At 72.6% G+C, this 26104-nt stretch carries 22 protein-coding genes and 1 rRNA gene; 10 read left to right on the top strand and 13 right to left on the bottom strand.

The genetic code is table 11. From position 1 onward, the window contains the following. Positions 1–14: 14 nt before the first annotated feature. The gene (locus ACGFK0_RS03845; protein WP_392899687.1) at positions 15–941 is read right to left on the bottom strand and encodes a hypothetical protein; all 927 of its coding nucleotides are present in this window, start codon (positions 939–941) and stop codon (positions 15–17) included. 247 nt (positions 942–1188) lie between these two features. Here ACGFK0_RS03845 and ACGFK0_RS03840 point away from each other — a divergent pair, with 247 nt between their 5' ends. Further along, a complete protein-coding gene (locus tag ACGFK0_RS03840) occupies positions 1189–2271 on the top strand; it encodes a hypothetical protein (protein WP_392899685.1) in 1083 nt (360 codons plus the stop codon). 109 nt (positions 2272–2380) lie between these two features. Continuing rightward, complete coding sequence (locus tag ACGFK0_RS03835) at positions 2381–4594, top strand: hypothetical protein (protein WP_392899683.1); 2214 nt, start codon at positions 2381–2383, stop codon at positions 4592–4594. Here the strand turns inward: ACGFK0_RS03835 and thpR are convergent. From thpR to helR, 4 genes are all read right to left on the bottom strand, one after another. Then, positions 4531–5154 (bottom strand): RNA 2',3'-cyclic phosphodiesterase, encoded by a 624-nt coding sequence (thpR, locus tag ACGFK0_RS03830; protein WP_392899681.1) that lies wholly within the window; start codon positions 5152–5154, stop codon positions 4531–4533. The genes ACGFK0_RS03835 and thpR overlap by 64 nt on opposite strands. A 114-nt stretch (positions 5155–5268) precedes the next feature. Then, the gene (locus ACGFK0_RS03825) at positions 5269–6507 is read right to left on the bottom strand and encodes an MFS transporter (protein ID WP_392901416.1); all 1239 of its coding nucleotides are present in this window, start codon (positions 6505–6507) and stop codon (positions 5269–5271) included. 372 nt (positions 6508–6879) lie between these two features. Continuing rightward, on the bottom strand, positions 6880–7350 hold the full coding sequence (locus ACGFK0_RS03820) for a MarR family transcriptional regulator (protein WP_392899679.1): 471 nt from the start codon (positions 7348–7350) through the stop codon (positions 6880–6882). A 149-nt stretch (positions 7351–7499) separates the two neighbouring features. Next, the gene (gene helR, locus ACGFK0_RS03815) at positions 7500–9668 is read right to left on the bottom strand and encodes an RNA polymerase recycling motor ATPase HelR (protein ID WP_392899676.1); all 2169 of its coding nucleotides are present in this window, start codon (positions 9666–9668) and stop codon (positions 7500–7502) included. 142 nt (positions 9669–9810) lie between these two features. On the opposite strand from helR, the gene ACGFK0_RS03810 reads away from it, so the two are divergent. Continuing rightward, positions 9811–10131 carry a DUF2530 domain-containing protein gene (locus tag ACGFK0_RS03810; protein WP_392899674.1) on the top strand — a complete coding sequence of 107 codons (321 nt, stop codon included), beginning with the start codon at positions 9811–9813 and terminating at the stop codon, positions 10129–10131. A 15-nt stretch (positions 10132–10146) separates the two neighbouring features. Here ACGFK0_RS03810 and ACGFK0_RS03805 read toward each other — a convergent pair whose 3' ends face one another. Both ACGFK0_RS03805 and ACGFK0_RS03800 read right to left on the bottom strand, forming a co-directional pair. After that, positions 10147–13278, bottom strand: coding sequence for a sacsin N-terminal ATP-binding-like domain-containing protein (locus ACGFK0_RS03805; RefSeq protein WP_392899672.1), 3132 nt, complete (start codon positions 13276–13278; stop codon positions 10147–10149). Between the two features lie 34 nt (positions 13279–13312). Beyond that, positions 13313–14164, bottom strand: coding sequence for a DUF3027 domain-containing protein (locus tag ACGFK0_RS03800; RefSeq protein ID WP_392901413.1), 852 nt, complete (start codon positions 14162–14164; stop codon positions 13313–13315). Between the two features lie 170 nt (positions 14165–14334). Here ACGFK0_RS03800 and ACGFK0_RS03795 point away from each other — a divergent pair, with 170 nt between their 5' ends. After that, positions 14335–15804, top strand: coding sequence for an MFS transporter (locus tag ACGFK0_RS03795; RefSeq protein ID WP_392899669.1), 1470 nt, complete (start codon positions 14335–14337; stop codon positions 15802–15804). Positions 15805–15837: 33 nt separating this feature from the next. Here the strand turns inward: ACGFK0_RS03795 and ACGFK0_RS03790 are convergent, their stop codons facing one another. Together ACGFK0_RS03790 and ACGFK0_RS03785 are read right to left on the bottom strand one after the other, a co-directional pair. After that, positions 15838–16233: a cold-shock protein gene (locus ACGFK0_RS03790; RefSeq protein ID WP_392899666.1), complete on the bottom strand. Its 396-nt coding sequence runs from the start codon at positions 16231–16233 to the stop codon at positions 15838–15840. A gap of 161 nt (positions 16234–16394) precedes the next feature. Beyond that, a complete protein-coding gene (locus ACGFK0_RS03785) occupies positions 16395–17027 on the bottom strand; it encodes an HAD family hydrolase (protein ID WP_392899663.1) in 633 nt (210 codons plus the stop codon). A gap of 369 nt (positions 17028–17396) precedes the next feature. Here ACGFK0_RS03785 and ACGFK0_RS03780 point away from each other — a divergent pair, with 369 nt between their 5' ends. Beyond that, entirely contained in the window at positions 17397–17759 is a 363-nt protein-coding gene (locus ACGFK0_RS03780; RefSeq protein ID WP_392899661.1) for a hypothetical protein, read from the top strand. A 145-nt stretch (positions 17760–17904) separates the two neighbouring features. Here the strand turns inward: ACGFK0_RS03780 and ACGFK0_RS03775 are convergent, their stop codons facing one another. Then, a complete protein-coding gene (locus tag ACGFK0_RS03775; RefSeq protein WP_392899658.1) occupies positions 17905–18387 on the bottom strand; it encodes a GNAT family N-acetyltransferase in 483 nt (160 codons plus the stop codon). Between the two features lie 168 nt (positions 18388–18555). Between ACGFK0_RS03775 and ACGFK0_RS03770 the strand changes: the two genes are divergently transcribed. The 4 genes from ACGFK0_RS03770 (at position 18556) to ACGFK0_RS03755 (ending at position 24240) form a co-directional block, all read left to right on the top strand. Next, positions 18556–19173 carry a TetR/AcrR family transcriptional regulator gene (locus tag ACGFK0_RS03770; RefSeq protein ID WP_392899655.1) on the top strand — a complete coding sequence of 206 codons (618 nt, stop codon included), beginning with the start codon at positions 18556–18558 and terminating at the stop codon, positions 19171–19173. Between the two features lie 198 nt (positions 19174–19371). Beyond that, positions 19372–21732 carry a helicase-associated domain-containing protein gene (locus tag ACGFK0_RS03765; RefSeq protein ID WP_392899652.1) on the top strand — a complete coding sequence of 787 codons (2361 nt, stop codon included), beginning with the start codon at positions 19372–19374 and terminating at the stop codon, positions 21730–21732. Positions 21733–21901: 169 nt separating this feature from the next. Continuing rightward, entirely contained in the window at positions 21902–22321 is a 420-nt protein-coding gene (locus tag ACGFK0_RS03760; protein WP_392899649.1) for a DUF4190 domain-containing protein, read from the top strand. A gap of 266 nt (positions 22322–22587) precedes the next feature. Next, complete coding sequence (locus ACGFK0_RS03755) at positions 22588–24240, top strand: DNA repair helicase XPB (protein WP_392899647.1); 1653 nt, start codon at positions 22588–22590, stop codon at positions 24238–24240. Between the two features lie 88 nt (positions 24241–24328). Here ACGFK0_RS03755 and ACGFK0_RS03750 read toward each other — a convergent pair whose 3' ends face one another. Continuing rightward, positions 24329–24778 (bottom strand): MarR family winged helix-turn-helix transcriptional regulator, encoded by a 450-nt coding sequence (locus tag ACGFK0_RS03750; RefSeq protein ID WP_392899644.1) that lies wholly within the window; start codon positions 24776–24778, stop codon positions 24329–24331. A 115-nt stretch (positions 24779–24893) separates the two neighbouring features. Between ACGFK0_RS03750 and ACGFK0_RS03745 the strand changes: the two genes are divergently transcribed. Next, positions 24894–25328 (top strand): DUF6069 family protein, encoded by a 435-nt coding sequence (locus ACGFK0_RS03745; protein ID WP_392899641.1) that lies wholly within the window; start codon positions 24894–24896, stop codon positions 25326–25328. 100 nt (positions 25329–25428) lie between these two features. On the opposite strand, the gene ACGFK0_RS03740 is transcribed toward ACGFK0_RS03745, so the two are convergent. Together ACGFK0_RS03740 and rrf are read right to left on the bottom strand one after the other, a co-directional pair. After that, on the bottom strand, positions 25429–25635 hold the full coding sequence (locus tag ACGFK0_RS03740) for a DUF397 domain-containing protein (RefSeq protein ID WP_392899638.1): 207 nt from the start codon (positions 25633–25635) through the stop codon (positions 25429–25431). Between the two features lie 377 nt (positions 25636–26012). Continuing rightward, positions 26013–26104: ribosomal RNA gene (gene rrf, locus ACGFK0_RS03735) — 5S ribosomal RNA — on the bottom strand; the annotation flags it as partial.

Raw genomic sequence — 26104 nt, 5'->3', positions numbered from 1 at the left:
GCGTCTCAAGAAGGTCAGGCGGCGGCCGGCAGACCGCCGGTTCCGCCCGGCCGCGCCACCACGCGATGGCGGAGGCCGGCGCGGTCGCATTCCTCGTCGGCGCGGGTGAAGCCCGTCCAGACGCGGTCGTCCATGTCGGAGTCCCGGGCCGTCGGCAGGAAGCCGGCCCTCGCGAGCACGTCGGGCAGGTCGCGGCGTCCGGGGCGCCGCTCCATGCCGACCTTCAGGTAGGTGCCCTCGTGGAGCATGACGATGGTCGCGAACTCCACCCGCGTGTGCTTCTCCGCCTCGCGGAACCAGCGCGGGTTGGACGCCCAGTAGATGTTCTGCTCGGAGTCGACGGCCACGGTCAGCGGGCTCAGCGCGGCACGGGCCAGATGCACCTCGGTCGGGCGGTCCCGGTGGACCCAGGCCAGCGCGGCCCGGCCGACCACCGATTCGAGGACCCCGGTCACGTCGGACGTGTCCGCGCAGCCGGCGAGGAGCTGGAAGACGGGCTCGCTGTCGGTCGTCCCGGACGCGGGCGGCAGCGCGTAACGCGACCGCAGGTCACCGGCGTCGATGTCGCCGTTGTGCGTGGCCACCACCCCGGCGGCGACGGGGCCGCCGCCGATGGACGCGGCGCCGGGGACGACCATCGGGCTGGCGTTGCCCGGCTCGGCGGGCGAGCCCTGCGTCGCCCAGCGGGTGTGCCCGAGCGCGACCGGCGCGCGGTCGAGTTCGGAGATCAGCTCCGGCCGCCAGATCGCGGAGAAGCGCCCGCGGCCCTTCAGCACGCGGCAGCCGACGCCGCCGCCACCCGGCCCGCCGCCGAGCCCCGGCCAGGCGCCGAGGAGCGCCAGCCCCGCCGAGTCCGTGCCGCGTTCCTCTGCGAGCATCCCCAGCGTGACGAACACGTCCGACGCCGGTCCCGCGTCGGTGGCGAAGGGTGAACGCACCATCCCGAACAATCCGCACATGCTGGATGAGATGCAGATCATGGGCGGACGGTTCGACTCCACTGTGGGGACGAATAGGCTCGGAGGGTGAACCGCGCGCCCCGATGGCTGCTTCCCGCCGTGCTGACCGCGCTCGTACTGGCCGTGGTCGTCGGTGCGATGCTGAACTGACGGCGGTGCAGGACGGCGGTGCCGCGACGACGGCGCGGGTCATATGATCGACGGGGCGCGGAACGGGGATGATCAGGCCATGGCAGTGCGTCCGTCCCCGTGCCGCCGCGCGGCTCGCGGCGGTGCCGCACTCGGCCTCGCCGCCGCGTTCGTCTGCCTGCCGTCCGCCGCCGCGTCCGCCGCGGTGTCCGCCGCACCGGCCGGCCGCGCGCAGGCGACGGCCGCGGGCACGGACGACCGGGTGCTCTTCAAGATCAAAGATGAGCGGATCACCGAGTCCAGCGGCCTCGCGGCCAGCAGGCGGCATCAGGGCGTGATCTACACCCACAACGACTCGGGCGGCGTCCCGACGATCTACGCGCTCGGCATGGACGGACGGGTCGAGGCCACGCTGACGGTCGGCGGCGCGAACGCCCGCGACTGGGAGGGCATCGCGGTCGGCGAGGACGGGCGCGGACGTCCGGCGATCTTCGTCGCGGACATCGGCGACAATCTCGGCGGCGCATGGCCGTATGTGACCGTGTACCGGATCCCGGAGCCGTCCCGGCTGCGCACCCGGACGCTGCGCGCCACCAGCTTCAAGATCAAGTACGAGGACGGGCCGCGCAACGCCGAGACCTTCATGATCAATCCGCGGACCAACCGGATCTACATCGCCAGCAAGCTGTTCGGCGGCAAGGTGTACGAGGGCCCGGCGAAGCTGCGGACGAGCGGGTTCAACACGATGCGGAAGGTCGCCGACGCGCCCTCCATGGCGACCGACGGCGCGTTCGCCCCGGACGGCCGCACCTGCGTCATCCGCACCTACTTCGGCGCTCGCCTCTACTCGGTGAAGCCGGACGGCGGCCCCGGCGAGTCGCTGACGTCGATCGACGTGCCCATGCAGGGCCAGGGCGAGTCGGTGACCTACGCTCCCGACGGCAGGTCCATCCTGGTGGGGTCCGAAGGGACGAACCAGCCCGTCTACCAGGTCCCGCTGCCGGAGGACGCGCTGCCGTCGCCGTCCCCCGCGCCGAAGGACGCGGAGACGACCGGCAACGCCGAGGACGGGCGCAGGGACGCCTCCGGCCCGAGGATGGGACTGTTCCTCGCGCTCGCCATCGCCGGAGCCGTCGGCTATGGGCTGATACGCAGACGCGGGGGTCCGTGGGGAGGCAAGTGACGGAAGCGATGGGCCGACCTGACCCGCACGATGGAAGTCGGTTTCGCTGAGCGACCGGATGCTGGAAGGAGGCGACGGTCCCACGGGGACCCGTGTGAGGATGCGGACTGTGGAGCATGAGCTGGTGGGCCTCGCGGGTCCTGATGGCCGGTGGCGCCCCGTCGCCGCCGGCCCGTTCGCTCTCCTGGCGGTGGTGCTGGCACTGCTGCCGATCCGGCCGGTGTGGCTGTGGGCGGCGCTGATCGGCGCCGTCGCCGCCGTCCCCTGGATGCTCGGTGCGGCCCCGGAGGCGCGGCGGAGGCGTCCCCGGCCGTTCTGGCGGCTGTCGGCGGCCGGCCTCGAACGGGTCGGGCCGGGCGGGCTGAGCATGGTCTCCTACGAGCGGTCCCGGATCGACGCACTGGCCATCACGACCGGCGACGGCGTGCTGACGGTGTTCCACCGGTTCGGACGTACCGCGGTGGGCGGGATGACCGCGATGGGCCTGGAACCGCTCGCCGTGTTCGTGACGGCCCGCCGGCTGGGGATCCCCATGCACGTCCTGGACGGCGAGTCCACCGATCTGCTCGATCCGGCGCTCGACGAGGCCCTGCACATCCCGGGGCTGGACGACGACGCCCCGGGCGGAAGCGCCCTGCCACGCGACCACGCGGCGGAGAAGCGCCTCCTGGACCAGGAGGCGGCGCTCCTGGCCGCCGCCCACGAGCCGTCCCTTCAGGCGTCCCTGCAGGCGTCCCTGCAGGCGTCTCTTCAGGCGTCCGCTGAGCCGTCCGGCGAGCCCGCCACCGGAAGCGGGTCCACGCGCGGCAGGAACAGGGCGGGCAAGGGCAGGGCCGACGGTCAGCGGCTCGACACGCCGGAGCCGCTGCCGAGCCGCCGCCGGATCGTGCTCCTCGGCGCGCTGACCGCCCTGCTCGGCGCCGTCATGATCATCCGAATCGCGGTGGACGGGACCGGCGAGTTCGGTGCCCGGCTCGCCGCCGGCTGCTGGACGCTCGCCGCGATCGCGGGCGTCCTCGCGGCGCGCCGCCGGCTGCTGCGGGCCGCCCGGGTCCGGTGGACGATCACCGCAGAGCGGCTGCTGGTGCGGGCCCTGCCCGGCCGCCGCCGCGAGGCCCAGGACCTGCCGGCCGGGGACGTCGCCGCGGTCGTCGTCGGGCCGGGCCTGCGCCTCGACCCGGTCAGCGGCGAGCCGCGCCGCGCCGACCTCGCCGCGCTCGCGTTCGGGCACCGGATGGAGCTCGTCGCCCGGCTGCCCGCGCACGGCCTGGACGACTTCCAGCTCGCGCACGCCCTCGACGACCACGGCTACCGCGTGATCACGCCGGGGACGCGGCCGCCGCGGCGTCCCGAGTACGGGCTGGAGGGGCTGCCGGAGATCTTCGCGCAGGTGCCGGGCGGCCGGCTCGTCGTCGCCGACGGCGGGCTCGGCTGGGCGGACGCCGCCGGCGACGTCGTGCTGAAGATGCCCGAGGACCGCATCGGCGGCATCGAGCTGCTGACCATCGCGGGACACGCGTGGGTCCGGCTGTACGACACCGACGGCGACGAGTTCTTCGCCGCCCCCCTGTCGGCGCTGCGGATCTCCCGCACCGACCTGCGCGACTCGGCCCGCCGCGCCGGGCTGCCGGTGAACGACGCCGAGTACGACGCGTACCTGAGCGCGGCGTTCCACTCGGCCGTGTCCACGTTCGCCACCCCCGAACCCGGGACGGAGCCTGAACCGGCGACCGCGGCTCTGCCCGCGCAGAGCGCCGGGCAGGAGGGCGCGGCTCTCCGGCCGGACCGTGCCGACGAGCCCGACTTCACGTTCTCCGTCCCCGCACCGCCCGGCCCCGCCACCGCACCGGGCGCGCTGCTGGACGCGACCCGGCGTTCCCGTCTCGGCACGTACGGGATGAGCGTGCTGCTATGCCAGGCGGTGGCACTGCTGGGTGCGGTCTGGCTCGGCCCGGAGCTGGGCGGGTTCAACACCACGGCGAGCTGGTCGGTGCCCGCGGGCCTCGTCATCGGGCTCGCCGGCTACTGGCTCTACGACCGCAACCGCTCGCAGCTTCGCGTGTCGTCGGCCGGGCTCGCGGTCGTCACCAGGCGCGGCAGGGTCGAATGGGACCTGGCCCGCGACCGGATCGGCGGCATCGGCATCGACGAGGCGCGCGAGCGGATGCCGCGCCTGGTCGTGTGGGGGCCGTCCGGGCGGGTGCTGCGCCAGGTCGCGTTCCCGCCGGACCTGGACGAGCTGCGCCGCGCCTGCGAACGCTACGGCGTCCCCTGGGGGCCGCCCGACGCCGACCGTCCCGCGCCTCCGCCGCCCGAGCTCTGACGCAGCGACCACGTCTTCAGCGACTCGTACCTCACCTGGCTGTAGTCCTTGCCGGGCAGGTGGCTGCGCATCAGATGGACGGAGTCGGCCGTCCACGGGGCGCCCGCGAACGCCGACAGCGCCTCCAGGAGGGGCCGCACGTCCACCGGCTTTCTGGACCGCGCCAACGTCAGGTGGGGACGGAACGTGCGGTGCTTGTCGGGCATCGTCCCGACGCGGCGGCCCGCGGCCGTGGTCGACGCCGCCAGCCGCACGGCCCGGCGGCGGTCGCCGAACAGGCCCGTCCACAGGACGCGGGCGTGCGTCCCGCCGCCGGGGAACGCGCCCGCTCCCGCCAGCGACAGCGACATCCGCTCATGCCGTCCGACGGCGCGCTCCAGCCTCGGGAGCAGCCGGTCCAGGGTGCGGTCGTCCACCTCGCCGAGGAAGGTCAGCGTGACGTGCAGCAGTTCGCGCCGGACCCATTTCAGCTCGGGCACCGCGCCGGCGTGCGGCGCGACGGCCTCCTCCAGCTCGTCCAGGATGTCCGGTGGCGGAACGAGCGCCACAAAAAGCCTCATGGGAGCGTCCGAGGGGCCACCCGTCCAGCATTTCAGCAGATGGCACCCGTTGTCACGCCGACCGGCCGCCCCGCCGCCGGCACCGCGGCGCCCGGCGGGGTCCGGTGGGCCCGGTCACCTTCCGGCGGCCCGGCGGGGCCGGATCCGGGCGAGCGCCGGGCGGATCGACCCGCGCGCGGCGAGCACGCCGACGCCGAGCGCGGCGAGGGCGGAGACCAGACCGCCCAGGACGAGGGCCGTCCGGGCGCCGAAGTGCTCGGCCAGCCAGCCGATCGTGGGAGCCCCCACCGGGTTCGTCCCGAGGAACACGAACATGTAGAGGCCCATCACCCTGCCGCGCATCTCGGGCGCGACGCTGAGCTGGAGGGTCGTGTTGGCCGCCGTCATGATCGTCATCATCACGATGCCTGTCGGGACCAGCAGCACCAGGAACGACCAGTACGTCGGCATCAGGCCGGTGACGATCTCCAGCGCACCGAACAGCACGCCCATTCCCACCAGCAGCCGCAGCCGCGGCCTGGCCACCCGCCGCGCGGCCAGCAGCGCCCCGCTGAGCGCGCCGAGCGCGAGCATGCTGGACGCGAGGCCGAACGCCGACGCACCGGTGTGGAAGACCTCCTTGGCGATCAGCGCCACCGTGGTGGAGAAGTTCATCCCGAACATGGCGATGAACCCGATGAAGATCAGGACGAGCATCAGGTCGCGGCGTCCGCGCACGTAGCGCAGGCCCTCGCGGAGCTGCCCCTTGGCGCGCTTCACCGGGGCCGCCGGGTACAGCTCGCCGGGCCGCATCGCGTAGAGGCCGAGCAGGACGGCGCCGAACGACGCCGCGTTCACCAGGAACACCGGCCCGGTGCCGATCGCCGCGATCAGCACGCCCGCGACGGCGGGGCCGAGCAGGCGGGCGCCGTTGAAGGTGGCGCTGTTCAGCGCGATCGCGTTCGGCAGGTCGCGCCGGCCGACCATCTCGACCACGAACGACTGGCGGGTCGGGTTGTCGACGACGGTCGCGAGCCCGAGCCCGAACGCGAGCACGTACACGTGCCACACCTGCGCCGCGCCGGTCACCGCCAGCAGGCCGAGGACGAGCGCGAGCACGCCCATCGACACCTGCGTGAGCACCAGGACGCGGCGCTTGGGGTAGCGGTCGGCGATGACGCCGCCCCACAGCCCGAACAGCAGCATCGGCAGGAACTGCAGGCCGGTGGTGATGCCGAGCGCGATGCCGCTGCCGTGCGCGAGTTCGAGGACGAGCCAGTCCTGCGCGACCCGCTGCATCCACGTCCCGGTGTTGGAGACGACCTGGCCCGCCGCGAACAACCGGTAGTTGCGGTTGCGCAGGGAACGGAACATGCCCCCGGACCGCGGTTCTGCGGCCTCGTCCTGCTCGGTGTCGTCCTGCTCGGTTTCGTCCTGCTCGGCTTCGCCTGGTTCGCCGGGTTCTTCCGGATCGTCGTCCGCGCCGGGGGCGGTGCCGGCGGTTTCGACCGTTCCGTTCTTCTTCGGGGTCTTCTTCACGACCGTGGCGGCGGCCGGTTCGCCCGCGTCCGGGAACGGTCCGGCGACGTCGACGCGCCCGGCCGGGCGGCCGGGTTCACCGGGTCCATCGTCAGCGAGAGTCATTAACACTGCTAACGATAATTGTCCCGCCGCCATTCCGGCAAACCCCGTCCCCGCAACCCCGTCGGCGCGCGGGCCACCGGCGCCCGTCCAGCGCCGGCGAGGTCAGGAGCGGCTGAGCTTGTCGATGATCGGGGCCGCCAGCCGGAGGGCCTCCCGCTCGTCGTCGGTCAGCTCGCCGAGCCTCCTGGCCAGCCACGCCTCCTTGCGGCGCCGCTCGTCGGCCAGCAGCGCGGAGCCCTCCTCGGTCGCGTTCAGCTGAACCTGCCGCCCGTCCGTCGGGTGGGGCCGGCGAGCGACGAGCCCTCGCTCCTCCAGGTAGGCGATCACCCGGGTCATCGACGGCGGCTGCACCTTCTCGTGGTCGGCCAGTTCACGCGGCGTCATCGACCCGTGCCGCTCGATCGCGGCGAGCGCGGCGAACTGGGTGAGCGACAGCGGGCTCCGGGCGCCGTCGCCGGCCGGAGCGGGGCGCAGCGTGCGCAGCCTGCGCGAGAGCCGCGCGATCGAGATGCGCAGCTCCTCGGCGAGCGCCGGCGCGGACGACGCGCGTCCGCGGCTCGGTGGCGTTGTCATCGTCAATGGTCTCCCGTGCTGCCCATGCTGCCACGCCGCGCCCCGGTACGGCCGGGGCCACCGCCCTCGCGGTCGCCGCCCCCCGGGGAAGGACCCGGTGCCCGCACGCTGATGGACGAACTTACCGAACGACCCGAAAACGACCGGTGTCAGGAGCTGGTGAGGATGACGAGGCGCCGGGTCGCCCTGGTCATCGCGACATAGCGGTCGACGGCCCCCTGGATGCCGTCCCCGAACGCCTCCGGGTCGACGAGGACGACCAGGTCGAACTCGAGCCCCTTCGCCAGCTCCGGTGTCAGCGACCGGACGCGGGACGTCCCCCGGAACGCGGGATCGCCGATGACGCAGGCGATCCCGTCGGCATTCTCAGCCAGCCAGGTGTCGAGGACCGACCCCAGGTCCGAAGCGGATCCGCGGACGACGGGGACGCCGCCGCCGCGGATGGAGGTCGGCACGTTGGCGTCCGGGAGCGCGGCCCGGATGACCGGCTCGGCTTCCGCCATGACCTCCTCCGGCGTCCGGTAGTTGATGCTCAGGGAGGCCAGCTCGATGCGGTCGAACCCGATGCGCTCGAGCCGTTCAGGCCACGACTCGGTGAACCCGTGCCTGGCCTGGGCGCGGTCCCCGACGATGGTGAAGCTCCGGGACGGGCAGCGCAGCAGCAGCATCTGCCACTCCGCGTCGGTCAGTTCCTGGGCCTCGTCCACGACGATGTGCGCGAACGGGCCGGCGAGCAGATCCGGGTCGGTGCTCGGCAGTGCGGTCTCGTCGACCAGGCTGACCTGCGCGTCCTGTCCGCGCAGCATCACCACCAGGCCTTCGCCGTCGTCGCCGTCGGCGCCGGAGACGGCCGCGGCCTCGATCAGGTTGTCGACGACCTGGGCCATGTGCTCGCGCTGAGCGGCGACGGAGGCCTCGTGGCGGCGCCTGCGGCGGCTCGCCTCCGGGTCGCCGAGCCGCTGCCGCGCCGCGTCCAGGAGCGGCAGGTCGGACACCGTCCACGCCTGGGCGTCCTCGCGCTGCAGCGTGCGGATCTCGCCGGGGCTGAGCCACGGGGCACACAGCCGCAGGTAGGCGGGTACCGTCCACAGGTCTCCGACGAGATCGGACGCCTCGATCAGCGGCCACGCGCGGTTGAAGGCCGTGAGCAGCTCCCTGTCCTGCCGCAGCGACCGGCGGAGCAGGGCCTCCGGTGCGTCGCCGTCGTGCTTGTCCATCAGGATCGTGAGCAGTTCCTCCCAGATCTGGTCGCGCGCCTCGTTGTGCGGCGTACCGGGTTCTCGTGCCTGGAACGCCTCGGCCCAGTCGCCGGGGCTCAGCCAGATGTCGGACCAGTCGGTCGTGACCGTCATCCCCTCGGCGGGCGGCCTCTCGTAGAACCCGACGGCCGGCTCGATCGCCTTCACCAGGTTCGCGGACGACTTCAGGCGGGCCACGTCCGGGTCGGTCTCGGGCGCCGCCGCGGCTCCCTCGGCGACGAGGTCGCGCAGGGTGCAGGTCTGCACGCCCTCCTCACCGAGGCTGGGGAGGACGTCGGCGACGTAGGCCAGGTAGGGCTGGTGCGGACCGACGAACAGCACGCCGCCCCGGCGGTGACCGAGACGGGGGTCGGAGTAGAGGAGGTAGGCGGAGCGGTGCAGGGCCACGACGGTCTTCCCGGTGCCCGGACCGCCGTCGACGACGAGGGCGCCGCGGGATCCCGCGCGGATGATGGCGTCCTGGTCGGCCTGGATGGTGCCGAGCACGTCGCGCATCCGCGGCGACCGGCTGCCGCCCAGGCTGGCGATGAACGCGGACTGGTCGTCGAGCGCGGCATGCCCTTCGAACCCCTCCGAGGTGAACACCTCGTCCCAGTAGTCGCCGACCCGGCCTCGGGTCCAGCGGTACCTGCGGCGGCTCACCAGGCCCATCGGGTCGGCGTGGGTCGCTCCGAAGAACGGCTCGGCCGCCGGGGAGCGCCAGTCGACCAGCAGCCGGCGGCCCGCAGCGTCCTTGAGGCCGAGGCGTCCGATGTACACGGGCTCGGGGTCGTGCTCGGCGACGATGTGCCCGAGGCACAGGTCCAGGCCGAAGCGGCGCAGGGTGCGCAGCCGGGTGGTCAGCCGGTGGATCTCCATGTCCCGTTCCAAGGCCTTCTGGCCCATGCCGGCGGGCGCCATGCGCTCGGCGTCGAGACGGCCGGACAGGTCGGCGATCGAATGCTCGAGGCTCTCCGCGATGGCCGCGAAGTGCCGCTCGTCACGGGCGATCAGCGCCGGGTCGGCCTTGGGAGCGAGGTGGTCGGGAAGGTCGAACGCACTGGTGGTCACGGGATTCACGTCGACGATTGTGCGGCACGGCCGGGGTCTTGCCGCAAGCCCCCCGGTGCGCTATAAGTTGAGAGTGGAGAGGAGTGCGTCCTCCTCCTCTCACCCTCCTTCACATCCCGGCCGTGCAGCCCGGCCGCGTAGCCTGGCCAACATGACCCGACCACGCCGCCCGGATCCGCCGCCGATGCCTACCAACGACGTACGGATCGCGGCCATGGGCACGGCTGCCTGGGCGGTGGCGCTCGTGGTGCTGCTCATCGTCGGGCTGCCGTCGGAGGACCGCTGGTGGCTGTGGGTGTGCGTCGCGGGCATCGCGATCGGCCTGTTCGCCGTCTGGTACGTCCCCAGGCTCCAGCGCGGCCGCGCCCGCCAGGAGGCCGCGCGCGCCGCAGAACGCGAGCGTGAAACCCCGCCTGAGCGTGAAGTTTCGCCTGAGCGTGAAGTTTCGCCTGAGCGTGAGGGCCTCGCCTGAGCGTGTGACGGCCGGCTAGGGTCCCAGGTCGGCTTCGGCGAGGAGGACCGGCAGGGCCTCCGGGTCGCGCAGGACCGCCTCGGCCAGGAGCCGGGCGGCCCAGTTCCCCGTCGCCCACGCGAGTGCCCGGGCGAGCCCGCCGGCTCCGCTCGCATGGATTTCGCCGTCTCTTGTCCACCACGGCACGTCCTGGCCGTCCACGATCAGCCGTTCGTGGGCGAGGTAGTGGGCGGGCGCGCCAGGCAGGACGGCGCCGACCACGTCCGGCACGGAGCGTTTCTCCCCCTCCGACTGGACGACGCCGGGGACCTCGTCGCCGGCCAGCGGCAGATCGAGAAGTTCGGCGAGGCGCGTGTCCCGCCCCTGCGCGGCGATGACGAGCGGCTGTCCCTGGAGGAGCGGCAGGACGTCCGGGCCGTCCAGGACGAGGGCGTCCGCGGCGTCCACGACCTCGGTCCGGCCGTCCACGACCGCACGCACATGGTCGGGTGGTTCGACGGCGACCTCGGGCGCATCAGCCAGTGCCGTCCAGAGGCCGCCCAATTGGACACGGGTGACGGACCGTCCCGGGTCACCGAGGCGATCGAGCAACTCTTGGGCGCCCCTGGGCTCATCGAGCAGATCCATTAGCGATGTACGAACGCCCAGGGCGAGCAGGAGCCGCTCGTCCAGCCCCTCTGGCGCGGCGTCGTAGAGCCCGATGAGGGACTCGTCCCCGCCTAGCCGGAACTCGCCCGGTCTACGGCCTTCCAGGACGCGGTGACGGCTCAGCCACCACGCCGTGTAGGACGGGACGGCAACGCGACGCCCGTTGTGCAAGGTCACGTGCGCCGGATCGACGATCGCGGCCCGCCACGGCGACCCGGCAAGGACGCGCAGCGCCGCGGACCAGTCGTCGACCAGTTCGAGGTCGCGGACGGCGAGGAACTCCGGCACGAGCGGCGGAAGGTCCTGCGGGCCGATCCGCCGCAGGACGTCGTCCGCCCACAGGTCCTCGTCGTCGAGTTCGAGGGTCTCCGCTTCATCGGCGAGCCCTGTGAGGTTCACGTCCTCCTCCGCGGCGAGGGCGAATCCGTCCAGGACGCCGGTGGCCGCGAGGGTCTCCGCACCCCACCGCTCCATGAGCCCGCCATCGACCACGCCGAACGGCGCGTCCTCGGCCATGAGGTCGCGCAGCGGGCTCTCGGGCAGAAGCAGCTCGCCTGCCGGGTAAAGCTCCCCGTCATCGCCGGGCAGGGCCAGCTCGGCCAGCCAGGGCTCCTCACCGGGATCGAGGCGCGCGGCCGTGACCAGTTCCAGGACGGCCTCCGCGACCGCATCGGGGTCGTCGGACTCGAACGACTCCCCGACGGCCGCCCTCACGGCGGCGTCGGCGAGAACGGTGCGAGGCCCTGCTTCGACCGCACCGAGCCGCGTCAGCAGCGGATGCACCGCGTCAGGGTGGACGAACCGCAGCCCGAGCGCGTCGAGGCCCCCGGGATCGACCCCGTCCGCGATCAGCAGGCCCCGCGGCCCCCGCACGGTCCGCCCCGCGTCCCCCGCCAGCGGCACCGGGAGGGCGCCCAGAGCGTCTGTGGCGGCCTCAACGAGCGTTCCGTACACCCGGTGCCACCACGCCGGCTCCCGGTCCACAGCGGCCAGCTCATCGATCACGTCGGCCAGCTCGACCCGCCGGACACCGAGCGCGGCCAGCGCCGCACTCCGCGCGGGCCATTCCGGAGGAAGCAACCCGACGACGACCGCGTCCCCGCCGCCGGTCCCCTCACCGGCGGCGTCCTCGCGGCCGGCGTCCTGGTCTTCGGGCGGCTCGGTGCCGCGGAGCACCTCGACGAACGGGGCCGGTGCGTCCACCGCGACCGCGTCCCGTCCGCGCATGCGGTGGGGCAGCAGCGGCGCCTCGGGGAGTCGCTCCCGGATCCCCCGCCGAACCTTGGCGTCCAGTTCCCCGGCACCCACCGGCCCAGGCACGAACCCCAGCACCCGTGGTGTGGCCGGAAGGCCGCTCAGCAACCGGACGTAGGTTTCGGCGACCCGATCCACGAGGAAGTCGGTCAGTGCCCCGGGCGCGACGTGCCGCCTATCGGGCGCGAGCGGAAACGACGCGATGAGCAGCGCCGGCAGATCCAGCCGTTCGTCACTGGGCGTAGGCGCGTGCACGACACTCGGCATGCCCTCCGGCAGGCCGTCCTCTGGCAGGGCCCACCGGACCTGCCAGAACGGCCGTGCCCGTTCCTCCACGGGACGGTCCTCCAGGAGCGCCACCGGGATCTCCCCATGCGCCTCGGCCGTCCGCCACACTCCCCCGTTGATGACCACTTCGCCTGACGCGCGGTGCTCGGCGGTCAGCTCGCGGGCGTCCCCGTCGACATCGATCTCAACGAGTTCCAGTGCCGGCAGGGCCAGCATCAGCGCCGCGCCGACCTGCCCTAGCTGCCGCCGGACGGACTCGACCGCGTCCCCACGCAGCGGCAACCGCACGACCGTGTCGAATCCCGCCGGGATCTCCGGCAGGTCCGCCTCGTCCAGCGCGAACGGCAACCGCAGCAGCGGAACGTGCCCGCCGCGCCGCGCCAGCTCGTCCACGAGCACGGGGATGCCTTCGACCAGTTCCCGGGCCCGCTCGCGCGACCACGCCACACCCGCCGCGCGGGACGCGATCTCGGGACGGTCGCTCACGGCCACGACGGCGGCGAACCCGACGCCGAACCGTCCCGCCGCACCGGCGTCGTCCCGTTTGGACGACGCCCGCAGCGTGGACAGCGCCTCCACGCCCGCGGCGTCCAGCGCCGCGCCCGCGTTCGCCGCGCTCAGTACCGCCCCGTCGTGCCCGATGCCGTGGCCGCCGACGCCATGGTCGCCGACGCCGTACTCCGGGTCGCCGTCCGTGCGAAGCGTCAGGCGGAGACGACCGGGGACACCGGCGCGCAGCGCGGCGTCGGCGGCGTTCTGCGCCAGCTCCACCACGACGCGGTCGCGGTAGCCGCCGAGCGCGAAGTCCTCCTCGGTGTTGGCGTCCTCGCGGAAACGGGCGGGTGATTCGCTCCACGCGCGCAGCACCCGCGTGCGGAGCGCCCGCGTGCCGAACGACTCCCCGTCTTCCGCGGAGCCGCCGACCGCCGGACCGTCGACCGCCGGACCTTCAACCACCGAGCCGTCCCCCAAAGGGCCGTCCGTCATCTGGTCAGCTGTGACCGAGGGCCTCGTCCTCCAGGGCGGCGGCGTCCTCGTCACCGCCGGAGGGGACGACCTCGTAGCCGAGCTCGTCGATCACCGGCGGGTTGTGCTCGGACACGGCCGGGAGCGAAACCGCCTCGGAGTGCGCGCCGCAGCCGTGGTCGGCGGACACGACACGCCCGTCGTCGGGGGCGTACTCGTTCGCGCACACCCCGAAGACCTGCCGCAGCTCCCCGGCCAGCGTGACGAAGAACCCGCAGGTGGAGCACTGCGCGGGGGCGGACGCGGCGATCGGGGCCCGGGGGCCTCCCACCCCGTCGTACCAGCGCGTCGCGGCCTCGTCACGGCCCTCCTGGGACAGCACCCGGGCACGGCCGAGCCCCGGCTCCCACTGCGCCTGCCAGTCGGCGGAGTCGTCGACCTGCGTGAAGCCCGGGGCGAGCCGGACGTCGTCGGGCGCGGTCGGCAGCAGGTCGCCGGGCCCGAGGTCACCGGGACGCAGCCGCTCCAGCCACGGCACCCACGGCGGCGCGAGCATGGCGTCGTCCCCCGGCAGCAGGACGCATTCGCTGACGGTCACGACCTTGGCCCGGGCCGCCCGCGTCACCGTGACCGACCAGCGCCAGCCCGTGTAGGCGGGGTCGAGACACGCGAAATAGTGCGTGACCAGGCGGTCGCCCTCGGAGCGCAGGCCGAGATGCTCACCGACCGGCTGGGGCCGGGCGGTGTCCTCCGCGGACTGGCGGGCGAGGTCGACGGCTTCGGCGCAGGCGGTGTCGACTGGGGGCGTGCGGGTCCGGCGGGCGGATCCGGAGGGGGCGCTCGCGGCGGCGGGTCGCGCGGGGCTGGACTGGCGCATTGGGCTCACATGTCAATTCTCGCCCATGGAACGACGTGGCCGGGCACGCACCCGGCGACGGCCGCTATGTGAGCCCGCATCCAGGCGGGGAACGTACCCTCAATTGGAGTCGCTGCGAGGGCCGTGCCTCGGCCGACGGCCTGGACGACCGCAGGGGGAGAACAGCGCGTATGGGGGACCGGACACGGTTCGGACGGGCCGTACACGCCGGCGCCGGCGGGACTGCGCGGGCGTTCCGCGGCGCGCGGTCGGCGGTGCTGGGAACGGGCCGGCTGACCCGGCGTGTCACCCACGCCCAGGGCGCGGGCCGCAGCGGTCTCGGCAGCCTGATCGAGTCGTCCGCGTTCAACTCCGCCGGCGACGCGATGCTCACGGTCGCCCTCGCCGGGACGCTGTTCTTCGGCCTGGACATCAATCAGGCACGCGGCCAGGTCGCCCTCTACCTCCTCGTCACCATGGCGCCGTTCGCGCTGGTCGCGCCGCTGGTCGGCCCGGCACTCGACCGGGCGCGGCACGTCCGCCGGTACGCGATGGCGAGCACGTTCGTCATGCGCGCGCTGCTGTGCTGGGGGTTGGCGAGCGCGCTCCCGCACGGTGACGAGATCACGTTCCTGCCCGCCGCGTTCGGGGTGCTCGTGCTGTCCAAGGCGTTCGGGGTGCTGCGGGCGGCGGTGACGCCCCAGGTCATGCCCGGCGAGATCACGCTGGTGACGGCGAACGCGCGATGCTCGTTCGCCGGGCTGATCGCCGCGTCGGTCACCGCCCCGATCGCCGCGGGTCTCGCCGTGCTCATCGGCGCCGGGTGGGTGCTGCGCATCGGCACGGTCGTCTTCCTGCTGGGCGCCGTGTTCACCATGCGGCTGCCGCGGCTCGTGGACGTCCCCGACACCGGGCCCGCACCGGAGAACGGAACGGAGCCGGAATCGGCGGGTGCGGAGGCTCCGGCGGATGCGGCGGAGCCGGGGGCGCCGAAGCCGGCCGCGGCGCGTGCGAGGCACTGGCGGACGCTGCCCCGGGTCGGCCCCGTCGTCGCGGAGGCGATGCAGGCGAACGCGGTGCTGCGGGCGCTGTCCGGCTTCCTGATCATCTATCTGGCGTTCCTGCTCCGCCAGCAGCGGTTCGACCCGGTGTCCCACCATGTCGCGCTCGGCCTGCTGGCGGCGTCCGCCGGGGCCGGCGGCCTGATCGGCACCGCGCTCGGCGTGTGGATGAAGGCGCGGGCGCCGCGCATGATCGTCCTGGCGACACTGGCGGCCGTCACCGTCGTCACCGCCGCCGCCGCGGCGTTCTTCGGACTGTGGGCGGCGCTGGCGGTGGCGGCCGCGGCGGGGCTCGGGCAGGTGTTCGGGAAGCTGTCCATGGACGCGGTGGTGCAGCAGGAGATCGGTGAGGAGGTGCGCTCGTCCACGTTCGCGGTCACCGAGACCCTGCACCAGCTCGTCTGGGTGCTCGGCGGGCTGCTCGGCCTCGGCATGTCGATCATCGCGGACGGGCAGGTCGCGCTCGCGGTCGTCGCGGGGGCGCTCGCCGTGGCGCTGGGGCTGCTGCTGTCGCGCCGGCAACGCGGAACCCGCCGCCGGGCCCGCAACCCCCGCCACACGAAAACGATCAAGGACGCGCACCCGGAGATGCGCGCCTGAGCCCCGCGCGCGGCCGACCCGGCTCGCGGCGGGTCAGGACGCCAGGTCGTCGGCGACCGCCCGCAGCACGGTCGCGATCTTCTTGGCCTCCGCGGGGGCCGGGTGCTTGCCGCGCCGGTAGGTGTTGGAGATGTCGTCCAGCAGCTTGATGAGGTCCTCGGTGATGACGACCATCTCGTCCGGCTTCTTGCGCCGCTGCTTGGCGATGGTCTTCTCGACCGACGGCAGCGTGTCCAGGACCCGGACCTGGAGCGCCTGCTGGCCTCTGCGGCCCTCCACCACGCCGAACTCGATGCGCTGGCCGGGTTTGAGCGTCGTGACCCCGCCCGGCAGCGCCGAGGAGTGCACGAAGACCTCACCGCCGTCGTCGCGCGTGAGGAAGCCGAAACCCTTGTCGGCGTCGTACCACTTGACCTTGCCAGTCGGCACCGGAGACCTCGTTCGGTAATCGTCCTGAATCGACCCCAAGATTAGTGCCTCGCCATGCGCCGGTGTACACACCGGGGTGCCTTACGCGACGCGTGGGGGGCCGTTCGAAGAAGCTATCCCGAAAGGACGGCAGGGGCATCCCGATATCGGCTCGGCCAGGGTCAGGCGGTCGCCCCGAAGGCGGTCATCCAGCCGGGGAAGGCCAGCAGGTCCGGCAGGACGACGTCGGCGCCGTAGGCGGTGAGGGCCGCCGAATCGAACGGCCCGGTCGCGACGGCCACGGCCACCGCCGACGCGGCCCGTGCGGCGTCCACGTCGCCCGTGTGGTCGCCGATGTAGGCGCCGGCGCCGTGCGCGCGCAGAGCGGCGCCCTTGCCCGCGCCGAAAAGGCCGCCCACCACGGCGTCCACCTCAAGCCCGAGGAAGCGGACGGTGCGCTCGGTGTCGGCCTGGTTCTTGCCCGAGACGACGATCACACGTCCGCTTCTGGCCCGCACCGCGTCCAGCGCGGCGAGGGCGCCCGGCATGGGGACCGTCGCCGGGACCGCGATGTCGGCGTAGACGGCCCGGTAGCGCGCCGCCATCGCGGGCACCTCGTCCGCCGGGAACCAGTACGCGAGCTCCTCCTCCAGCGGAGGGCCGATGCGCCGCACGACCAGGTCGGTGTCGATCGGGACGCCGGACTCCTCGGCGAGGGCGGCGTACACGGCGGCGATCCCGGCCCGGGTGTCGGCCAGGGTCAGATCGAGGTCGAAACCGACGGCGAGGGGGGTCGGGAGATCGAGGTCAGGCACGCCCCACAGGGTAAGGGGCTGGACACACGCGAGTACCCGCGCTCTCCTGGTAGTGGCGATGCGACGGGATCCGAGTAGGAGAGCGCGGGAACTTACGCGCGGGAACCGTTCTGTTGTGATCGGGTCTGGTGTGCCCGATCCTCTGGGAACGGCCGCCCGTGTTTGCGATATACCCGCGCCCTCGGCCACAAACCGTCTGACCAGGGAAAACGCGGGACTCGAACAAACCACCCGAAGGAAAAGGACGATCAGCACCACGGAGCCGGACCGTCCGCCCCGGCGAAGTCCCTCCCGGCGAAGGAGGCCGCACATGGCAGGGAACCCCGACCGGCCGCTCGACCAGGACCTGGCGGGACCGGCGAGCACACCATGACCCGCATCGAACCCGGCGGCGACCACCGCGCGCCGCGGGCCCGGCGATCGTTCACCGCCGGCGCAGCCGCCGCCCGCCGCCGCGCCGTCACGATCGCCGCGACCGTGGTCTCCGTCATCACCACGGTCATCGTGCTGATCCTGGCCGTGCACATCGTGTTCGTCGCGTTCGAGGCCAACACGGCGAACGACCTCGTCCGCTGGTTCGGCGACCGGGCGACCGACCTGTCCTGGCAGTTCAAGGACATCTTCCAGCCCGAGGACCACAAGGTCGAAGTCGCCGTCAACTACGGCCTCGCCGCCCTCGTCTACCTGGTGATGGGCCGAATCCTGGCGGGCCTCATCCACCGCCTGGCCTGATCCCCACCCCCGGCCACCCGAACCTCAGCCACCATCCACGGATTACCGCAGCGACACGAAGAGACCAGCACGGTCGCGACAACCGAAACACCGTGTCGTGAGGATCGACCGGCTCGCAACGGGGTTCCAGGGGTCGCCCCCTGGGCTAATCGCGCCCGGGGAAGCGGACGTCGTCGAACGGCCAGGCGGTTTTCACCCACTCGCGGACGAACTCCTCCAGTTCCTTCTCCAGGGCGGAGTTCTCCTCGTCGGCGCGGACCCAGAACACCACGACCGCGTCCGCGCCGGGCTCGTCGGACGGCGCGACGTGGATGCGGCCGATCTGGCGCTCCCCGTCGGGCGTGATGACGACGTAGCTGAACGAGCGCCGCAACTGTCCCTGCTTCTGCAGCCAGGCGACGTCGATCAGGGCCTGCTCGAAGGTGAACTCGTGGTCCGGCCATCCCCACTCCGGCCCGAACCGCCCGGCGAGCCGGTCGAGGCTGCCGATCACGGCGCCGTAGTCCTTGACCACGTCGTGGACGGTGATCGGGCGGATCTGGAACCGGGAACCGGCCACCAGTGTGGGCACAACGAAGTCCTCGGGCAGGAAGGCCCCGTCGGCCGCCTTCCGCGGAGACATGAACATCGCGACCTCTCCGACGACGGCCCCTTCCGGCGATGGGGCGCGGAGAACTGAAACTCTAGTCGCCGCCGGCCCGGTGCGAGCGGGATCACGAATTCGGGCGTGCCGCGACAGGACATGGGTCGCGCAGGTCGAAGATGCCTTAGTGTTCTTGCGGAGGAACTCACCAACATGACGACACCTACACGCGATCGGATCGTTGCCGAGTCGCTTCGGCTGTTCGCCGACCGCGGCTACGCGGCGACCTCGGTCGCGGAGATCGAGGCCGCGGCCGGCCTGTCACCGGGCGCGGGCGGTCTCTACCGGCATTTCCGGTCCAAGGAAGAGGTGCTCGCCTCCGCCATCCGCGAGCACATCGACCGCACCCGGCAGCAGATCAACGAGGTCCTGGACCAGGCGACCGTCTTCGAGGACCGTCCGCTGGAGATACGGCTGCGGATGACGTGCCAGGCCGGGCTGGCGAAGATGCGCGAGGAGCAGGACCTCATCCGCGTGCTGTTCCGCGACCTCGACCAGTTCCCGCACCTGGTCGCGGAGATGCGCGAGGGCATCGTCAACCCGCTGTACGACGGGATCTCCACCTGGCTTTCGGCGCAGCCCGAGTTCGACGGTTCCGGGGAGGACTGGCCGGCCATCGCCTCCGTCCTCGGCGGTGCCGTCGTGAACTACTGGCTGGCGAACGAGTCGATGTACGAACCACCGACCCGCATCGACGAGAAGCGGTTCGTGGACAGCTGGGCGCGGCTCGGTCTCGGGCTGATGCACCTGGACCGCACCCCCACCCCCTGACCCGCGGAACGCCCGGTCCCGCGGTGATCCACGGATGATTCCCGAGGGTGATCCGCGGCTCCGATCCTCCTGAAAATCCCCGATCCGGGCAGGCCGTGCGGGCTCCTACCCTTGAGGGGCCCGGTACAGGCGGCGTGCACGCCGCCTAAAGTTGGGGATCGGCAAGTTGGGATCGGCATGGAAACGTATGCGGACTGGTTGCGCGCACGAAGCGACGACGAGCTTCGTGCGCTGCTGTCCGCGCGTCCGGAACTGCTCGCCCCCGTCCCCGCCGACCTGACGGCCCTCGCCGCCCGCGCCGCGACGCCGGCCGCGATCTCCCGCGCCCTCGACCGGCTCGACCGCTTCACGCTCGCCGTGCTGGAGGCCCTGCTCGTCCTGCCGGCGCCGACCGGACCGGACGCGCTCGCCGCCGCCGTCGGCGCCACTCCCGGCCAGGTCGCCGACGCGCTGGGAACGCTTCGGCGGTACGGGCTGGCGTGGGGGAACGGGGACGGGACGCTGAACGCGGCGCCCGGCGTCCGGCAGGGCCTGCAGCACCCGGCGGGCCTCGGACCACCCGCCCAGGAGGTCTTCGCCGGGTATTCGACCGAGCGGCTCACCGACCTGGTCACCGACCTGGAGGGGGAGGCGCCGCGCGGGTTCGCGGACTCCGCACGGCTCCTGCGGCGGCTCGCCGAACTGCTGGACGACCCTGGCCCGCTCATCGACGACGCCGGGCCGGAGGCACACGCCGCCCTCGACGCCCTCGCCTGGGGCCCGCCGTTCGGACGCGTCACGGACGCGCGCCGCCCGGTCCGGATCGACACCGCCGCCACCCCCATCGAGCGGCTCCTCGCCCGCGGGCTCCTCGCCGCCGAGGACGACCGCACCGTCACCCTGCCCCGCGAGGTCGCACTGCACCTGCGCGGCGGGCACCTCTTCCGGGACGTCCCGGCGGAACCGCCTCCGCTCACGTCCGCGGCGCGCGGACCACGCGGCGAGGACGTGGTGGTGCGGGCCGCGGCGGGTGAGGCGGCGGCGGCCGTCCGGCTCATCGAGGAACTGCTGGAGCGGTGGGGACTGGACCCGCCGCCCGTGCTGCGCAGCGGCGGCCTCGCCGTCCGCGACCTGCGCGCCGCCGCCGTGCTCCTGGACGTCGGCGAATGGCAGGCGGCGCTGCTCATCGAGGTCGCGTACGCGGCGGGGCTGCTGACCCGCAGCGGCGACCTGGACGGCGAATGGCTGCCCACCCCCGCCTACGACCTGTGGCTGCTGCGCGACACCGCAGGCCGCTGGACGGAACTCGCCCGCGGCTGGCTGAAGTCCGACCGGGCGGCCGGGCTCGCCGGGGAACGCGATGACCGCGACCGGCTCATCAACGCGCTGAGCGAGGCGATGGTGCGCAGCAGCGCGCCGGCCGTCCGCCGGGCGACCCTGGAGATCCTCGCGGACGCGGAGAACGGCTTCGCCGACGAGGACACCGTCCGCGCCCGGCTCGCGTGGCTGCGGCCGCGCCGCGGCGGACCGTCCCGCGACCGCCTCCTCGGCTGGACGCTGCGCGAGGCCGCCGTCCTCGGCATCACCGGGTTCGGTGAACTGGCCCCGTTCGCCCGCGACCTTCTCGCCGGCGACGACCCCGAACCCCGCCTGGAGAAGCACCTTCCCGCGCCGGTCGACGAGATCGTCATCCAGGCCGACCTGACCGCGATCGCGCCCGGCCCGCTCGTCACCGACCTCGCCCGCGAACTCTCCCTCGCCGCCGACGTCGAGTCCACCGGCGGCGCCACCGTCTACCGTTTCACCCCCGAGTCGGTCCGCCGGGCGCTGGACGCCGGCCGGACCGCCGCCGACGTCACCGAACTGCTGGCCAGGCACTCGGCGACCCCGCTCCCGCAGCCTCTCACCTACCTGATCGACGATGTCGCCCGCCGGCACGGTCACCTGCGCGTCGGCGCCCTGTCGTCCTACGTCCGGACCGATTCACCGGCCGCACTCGACGAGATCCTCGCCGACCGGCGCTCGGACCCGCTGCGGCTGCACCGCCTCGCCCCGACCGTCCTCGCGTCCGGGCTGCAGCGCGCCGATCTGCTCGACGGGCTGCGCACGATGGGCCTCGCGCCCGTCGCCGAGGCCCCCGGCGGCGGGGTGATCGTGACCCGCCCGGACGCGCAGCGCGCGGAGCCCCCGCCGACCGCCGAGATCGTCCGGTTCCGGCCGGAGCAGCGCACCGACGCCTCGATGGTCTCCGCCGCCGTCCGCGCGCTGCGGGCCGGCGACGAGGCGTCCAAGCACGGCGCCGAGCAGGCCCGGCTGCGGGCGGACACCCCGTCCGCTGAACCGCCGCGGTCCCCGGCGATGGCCACCATCGACCGTCTCCGCGCCGCCGTCGAACGCGGCGGACGCGTCTGGATCGGCTACCTCGACCAGCAGGGCCAGGCGTCCAGCCGCATCGTGGAACCCGTCCGCGTCGAGGGCGGCTTCCTCACCGGCTACGACGCCACCCGCGCCGCCGTGCACCGCTTCGCCCTCCACCGCATCACCGGCGTCTCCGAACTCACCGACGACCCCGCCCCCTGACACTCTCCGGGGCCCGCACGTCCGTCCCTCGGACCTCTCCGGCGGCCCCGCGTCTCCCCCGTTCCGCCAGGGCGGCAAGGGCATGCGGCCGGTTGCGGACGAAGGGGAACCCTGGTTCTGTCGGAGTCGTCGTAGCGGGTATCAGCCGGGGGGCGAGAGGAGACTGTCCGTGAGCGGATACGGAGGTAGCCCGCCGCCTGGCTGGCAGGACCCGTACGGGGGTTCGCAGGGCTGGAGCGGCGACCCCTACGGCGGCGGCGCGTACGGCCCGGGGCCGGGGCAACCCGGGTACGGCTACGGACCTCCGGGTTATCCGGCGAAGCCCAGGAACAACGCGAACACCACCGCCGCCCTCGTCTGCAACATCGTCGGGGTGCTGCTGTGCTGCGGCATCCTGTCCATTCCCGGCGTCATCACCGCCGCGATCGCGATGGGCCGCGTGGAGTCCGACCCGGAGTCCGCGCGGAAACTGACCATCTGGAGCTGGGTGCTGTTCGGCGTGTCGATCGTCCTCGGGATCATCCTCGCGGTCGTCTACGTCATCGTGATCATCTTGAGCGAGGACTATCAGTCGACCAGCACGTACTGACCTTCCCTCACCGTCCGGAACGGTTCCGCCCGCTGCTCCCGTCCGCCGCCGCAGCCTCCCGCCGGCTCCCTGCACGGCGTCCGGCCTTCGTGGTGCCGGGCGGGTCGCAATAAATCCGGCGGCATCCGGTGTTGGATCTCCTGGCCCCGTTCGTACGGACGACGTGCCGCCGTCCCTCCGGTAACGTGCACGGGCGGTGCCAGGCCGGACAGCGGTGCCAGGCCGGACAGGCATCCGATCACCGATTCCCGACGGGGGCTCTCGCTTTGACCGACGGTCCGCTCATCGTCCAGTCCGACAAGACGCTCCTGCTGGAGGTCGACCACGAACTGGCCGACGCCTGCCGTAAGGAGATCGCCCCGTTCGCCGAACTGGAACGGGCACCCGAGCACGTCCACACCTACCGGGTGACGCCGCTCGCCCTCTGGAACGCCCGCGCGGCCGGCCACGACGCCGAGCAGGTCGTCGACGCGCTGATCAGGTTCTCCCGGTATCCCGTCCCGCACGCCCTGCTGGTCGACGTCGCCGACACGATGGCCCGGTACGGGCGGCTGCGGCTGGAGAAGGACCACGCGAACGGGCTCGTCCTGTCGTCCTCCGACCATTCGGTGCTGGAGGAGGTGCTGCGGGCGAAGAAGATCAAGGGCATGATCGGCGACCGGGTCGGGGAGGACGCCGTCGCCGTCCACCCCAGCGAACGCGGCGCACTCAAGCAGGCCCTGCTCAAGCTCGGCTGGCCCGCCGAAGACCTCGCCGGATACGTCGACGGCGAGGCCCATGCGATCTCCCTCGTCGAGGACGGCTGGGAACTGCGCTCCTACCAGCGGGAGGCCACCGACACGTTCTGGCACGGCGGCTCCGGCGTCGTCGTGCTCCCCTGCGGCGCGGGAAAGACCATCGTCGGCGCCGCCGCCATGGCCCGCGCCGAGGCGACCACGCTGATCCTCGTCACCAACACCGTCTCGGCGCACCAGTGGAAGCAGGAACTCGTCCGGCGCACCTCCCTCACCGAGGACGAGATCGGCGAGTACACCGGCACGAAGAAGGAGATCCGCCCCGTCACGATCGCGACCTACCAGATCATGACGACACGCCGTAAGGGCGCCTACACGCACCTCGAACTCTTCGACGCCCGCGACTGGGGCCTGGTCGTCTACGACGAGGTGCACCTGCTGCCCGCACCGATCTTCCGGATGACCGCCGACCTGCAGGCACGCCGCCGCCTCGGCCTCACCGCCACCCTCGTCCGCGAGGACGGCCGCGAAGGGGACGTGTTCTCCCTCATCGGCCCCAAGCGTTACGACGCGCCGTGGAAGGACATGGAGGCGCAGGGCTGGATCGCCCCCGCCGACTGCGTCGAGGTCCGCGTCACCCTCACCGACTCCGAACGCCTCGCCTACGCGACCGCCGAACCCGAAGAGCGCTACCGCTTCTGCGCCACCACCGACACCAAGACCAAGCTCATCCAGGCGCTCGTGGACCGGCACCGGGGTGAGCCGACTCTCGTCATCGGCCAGTACATCGACCAGCTCGACGAACTCGGCGCTCTCCTGGACGCACCCGTCATCAAGGGCGAGACCCGCGTCCGCGAACGGGAACGTCTCTTCGACGCGTTCCGCTCTGGCGAGATCGACGTCCTGGTCGTCTCCAAGGTCGCGAACTTCTCCATCGACCTTCCCGAGGCGTCCGTCGCCGTCCAGGTATCGGGTGCTTTCGGGTCTCGCCAGGAAGAGGCCCAGCGCCTGGGCCGGCTCCTGCGCCCCAAGGCGTCCGGAAACGGTGCCCGGTTCTACGCCGTCGTCGCCCGCGACACCCTGGACCAGGACTACGCCGCCCACCGCCAGCGCTTCCTGGCCGAGCAGGGCTACGCGTACCGCATCGTCGACGCCGACACCGTGCTCGCCGGCGACGAGATCTAAGGTCCGGTTGCGAAGTCCTGGTGGGGCCGGCCAGCGGACTTCGAGCCGATCGCCGCGGGTGCAGGCAGCTCAGCGCCCAGGGTTCGAGTCAGGAACAGCGCGGATGGTCAGCGCCCAAGCCGGCCTCTGCGATGCGTCCGAGCAGATCGCGGAGCGTCAGCAGGTCCTTCCGAGGAAGGGCGAACAGGGCGACCGCATCCGCGTGGCCGCCCTCGCGCAGGAGCGCACGCCTCCGCTCGCCCTCCTCGGTGAGGACGAGATGCTTGACTCGCCGGTCCTCCGGGTTGGGCTGCCTCCTGACGAGGCCGCGGCGCTCCAGACCGTCCACGATGCCGGTCACGTTGGAGGCGTCGCATCTCAGCCAGTCGGCCAGTTCCCGCATGGGGGCCGGCGCACTCAAGTTCGCCAGGGCCATCGCCTGAGCAGGCGGCAGGCCCAGCTCGGCCGCGGTCGCGTCGAACTTCGCACGTAGCCGCCCTGCCAGCTGAAAGACCGAGTTGGCCAGGTCGGCCACAACCGGATCGGGGTCCTCGCTCATACCTCCGATCGTACGCGCTCCTTCATGGCCTCGATTATTGAGCATCTCAACTAAATATGCCTATACTGCCCAAGAAGTTGAGCGCCTCAAGCATCGAGCCGTCCAAGGAGTACTGATGAACGTTCTCAGCCGAGCGCTCGGTGTGGCCGGCGCGGTCGCGGCGCCCCTCACGGTTTGGGTGGTGGGCGACCCCCTGCTCGGGCACGAACTGGTCGTCGAACAGTCCGGCCGGGAAGCCACGAACCTCGGCGCGGTTCAGATCATCGTGTTCGCGCTCGCCGCCTCGCTTCTCGGATGGGCCTTGCTCGCAATCCTGGAACGCGTGACGACCCACGCACTCCGCATCTGGACGGTGGTCGCGGTGGTCGTCCTCGCCCTGTCGTTTCTCCCACTGACCGGCGTGGAGGCGACCGGCGGATCCAAAACGGTCCTGGCCCTCGCCCACATAGCCGTCGCCGCCGTCCTCATCCCGCTCTTCTGGCGAACCTCGGCCCGGAGCCGGAAGGCCGAACAGCCCGCCCAAGGCGCGGGGGCCGTCGGCAGTCGGTGAAATGAGAGAGGCCGCGCCGGCTTTCGGACCACCACATCCGCTGAGCGGTGGCCCCGGCGTCCTGCGGTGCGGCGGGGTCGGGACGCCGGAGCCGTCGCAGTCAACTGAGGTCGTGTTCGCCGGCATTGACGCCGTTCACGAACGTCACCCATTCGGCGGCGGTGACGGTCAGCACCGGACCGGTCAGCGACTTGCTGTCCCGGATTCCGATGCCGGTCCCCAGGCCGGCGACCTCTACGCAGTTGCTCAAGCCATTACTACGGGAACTCTTGCGCCAGGAGGCGCGACTGAGACCAGGACGCTCCATCCATCTCCTCCCTGAGATCGGAAGGGTCCTACCCCGCTCACACCTTCTACTCAAAAGAGTGCGTTTCGGATGTGCGAAAACCGGCCGTCCGCGCGTCTCTTCGTTCCAAAAATGCTGCAGACGAATGGGCCTGCCATCCGAGGTGGCCTGCGGCCTCCGCCGTGACCGGCCTGACCTGGCATGTTGTCCGAACCGGCGTGGAGGAACATCTACCAAGACCGCTGCCGCAGGCCGTCGCGTCGGGGACGGGAGAACTCCACGGCCATCCCGTCCGCCGAGAACGCACAGCATGGCGAATACCAGCGCGCCCCACCGGCCCGCCAGTCACCAAAAGAGAAAGGCCCCGCCGGTGTCGGCGGGGCCTTTCTGCAATTTGAGTCCGGCGGTGTCCTACTCTCCCACACAGTCTCCCATGCAGTACCATCGGCGCTGAAGGGCTTAACTTCCGGGTTCGGGATGGGACCGGGTG

The organism is Spirillospora sp. NPDC048823 (genome assembly GCF_043198445.1).
GTDB lineage: Bacteria > Actinomycetota > Actinomycetes > Streptosporangiales > Streptosporangiaceae > Spirillospora.
The sequence above is the reverse complement of the archived record's forward strand: the minus strand, read 5'-3'. Positions and strand labels throughout refer to the sequence as shown.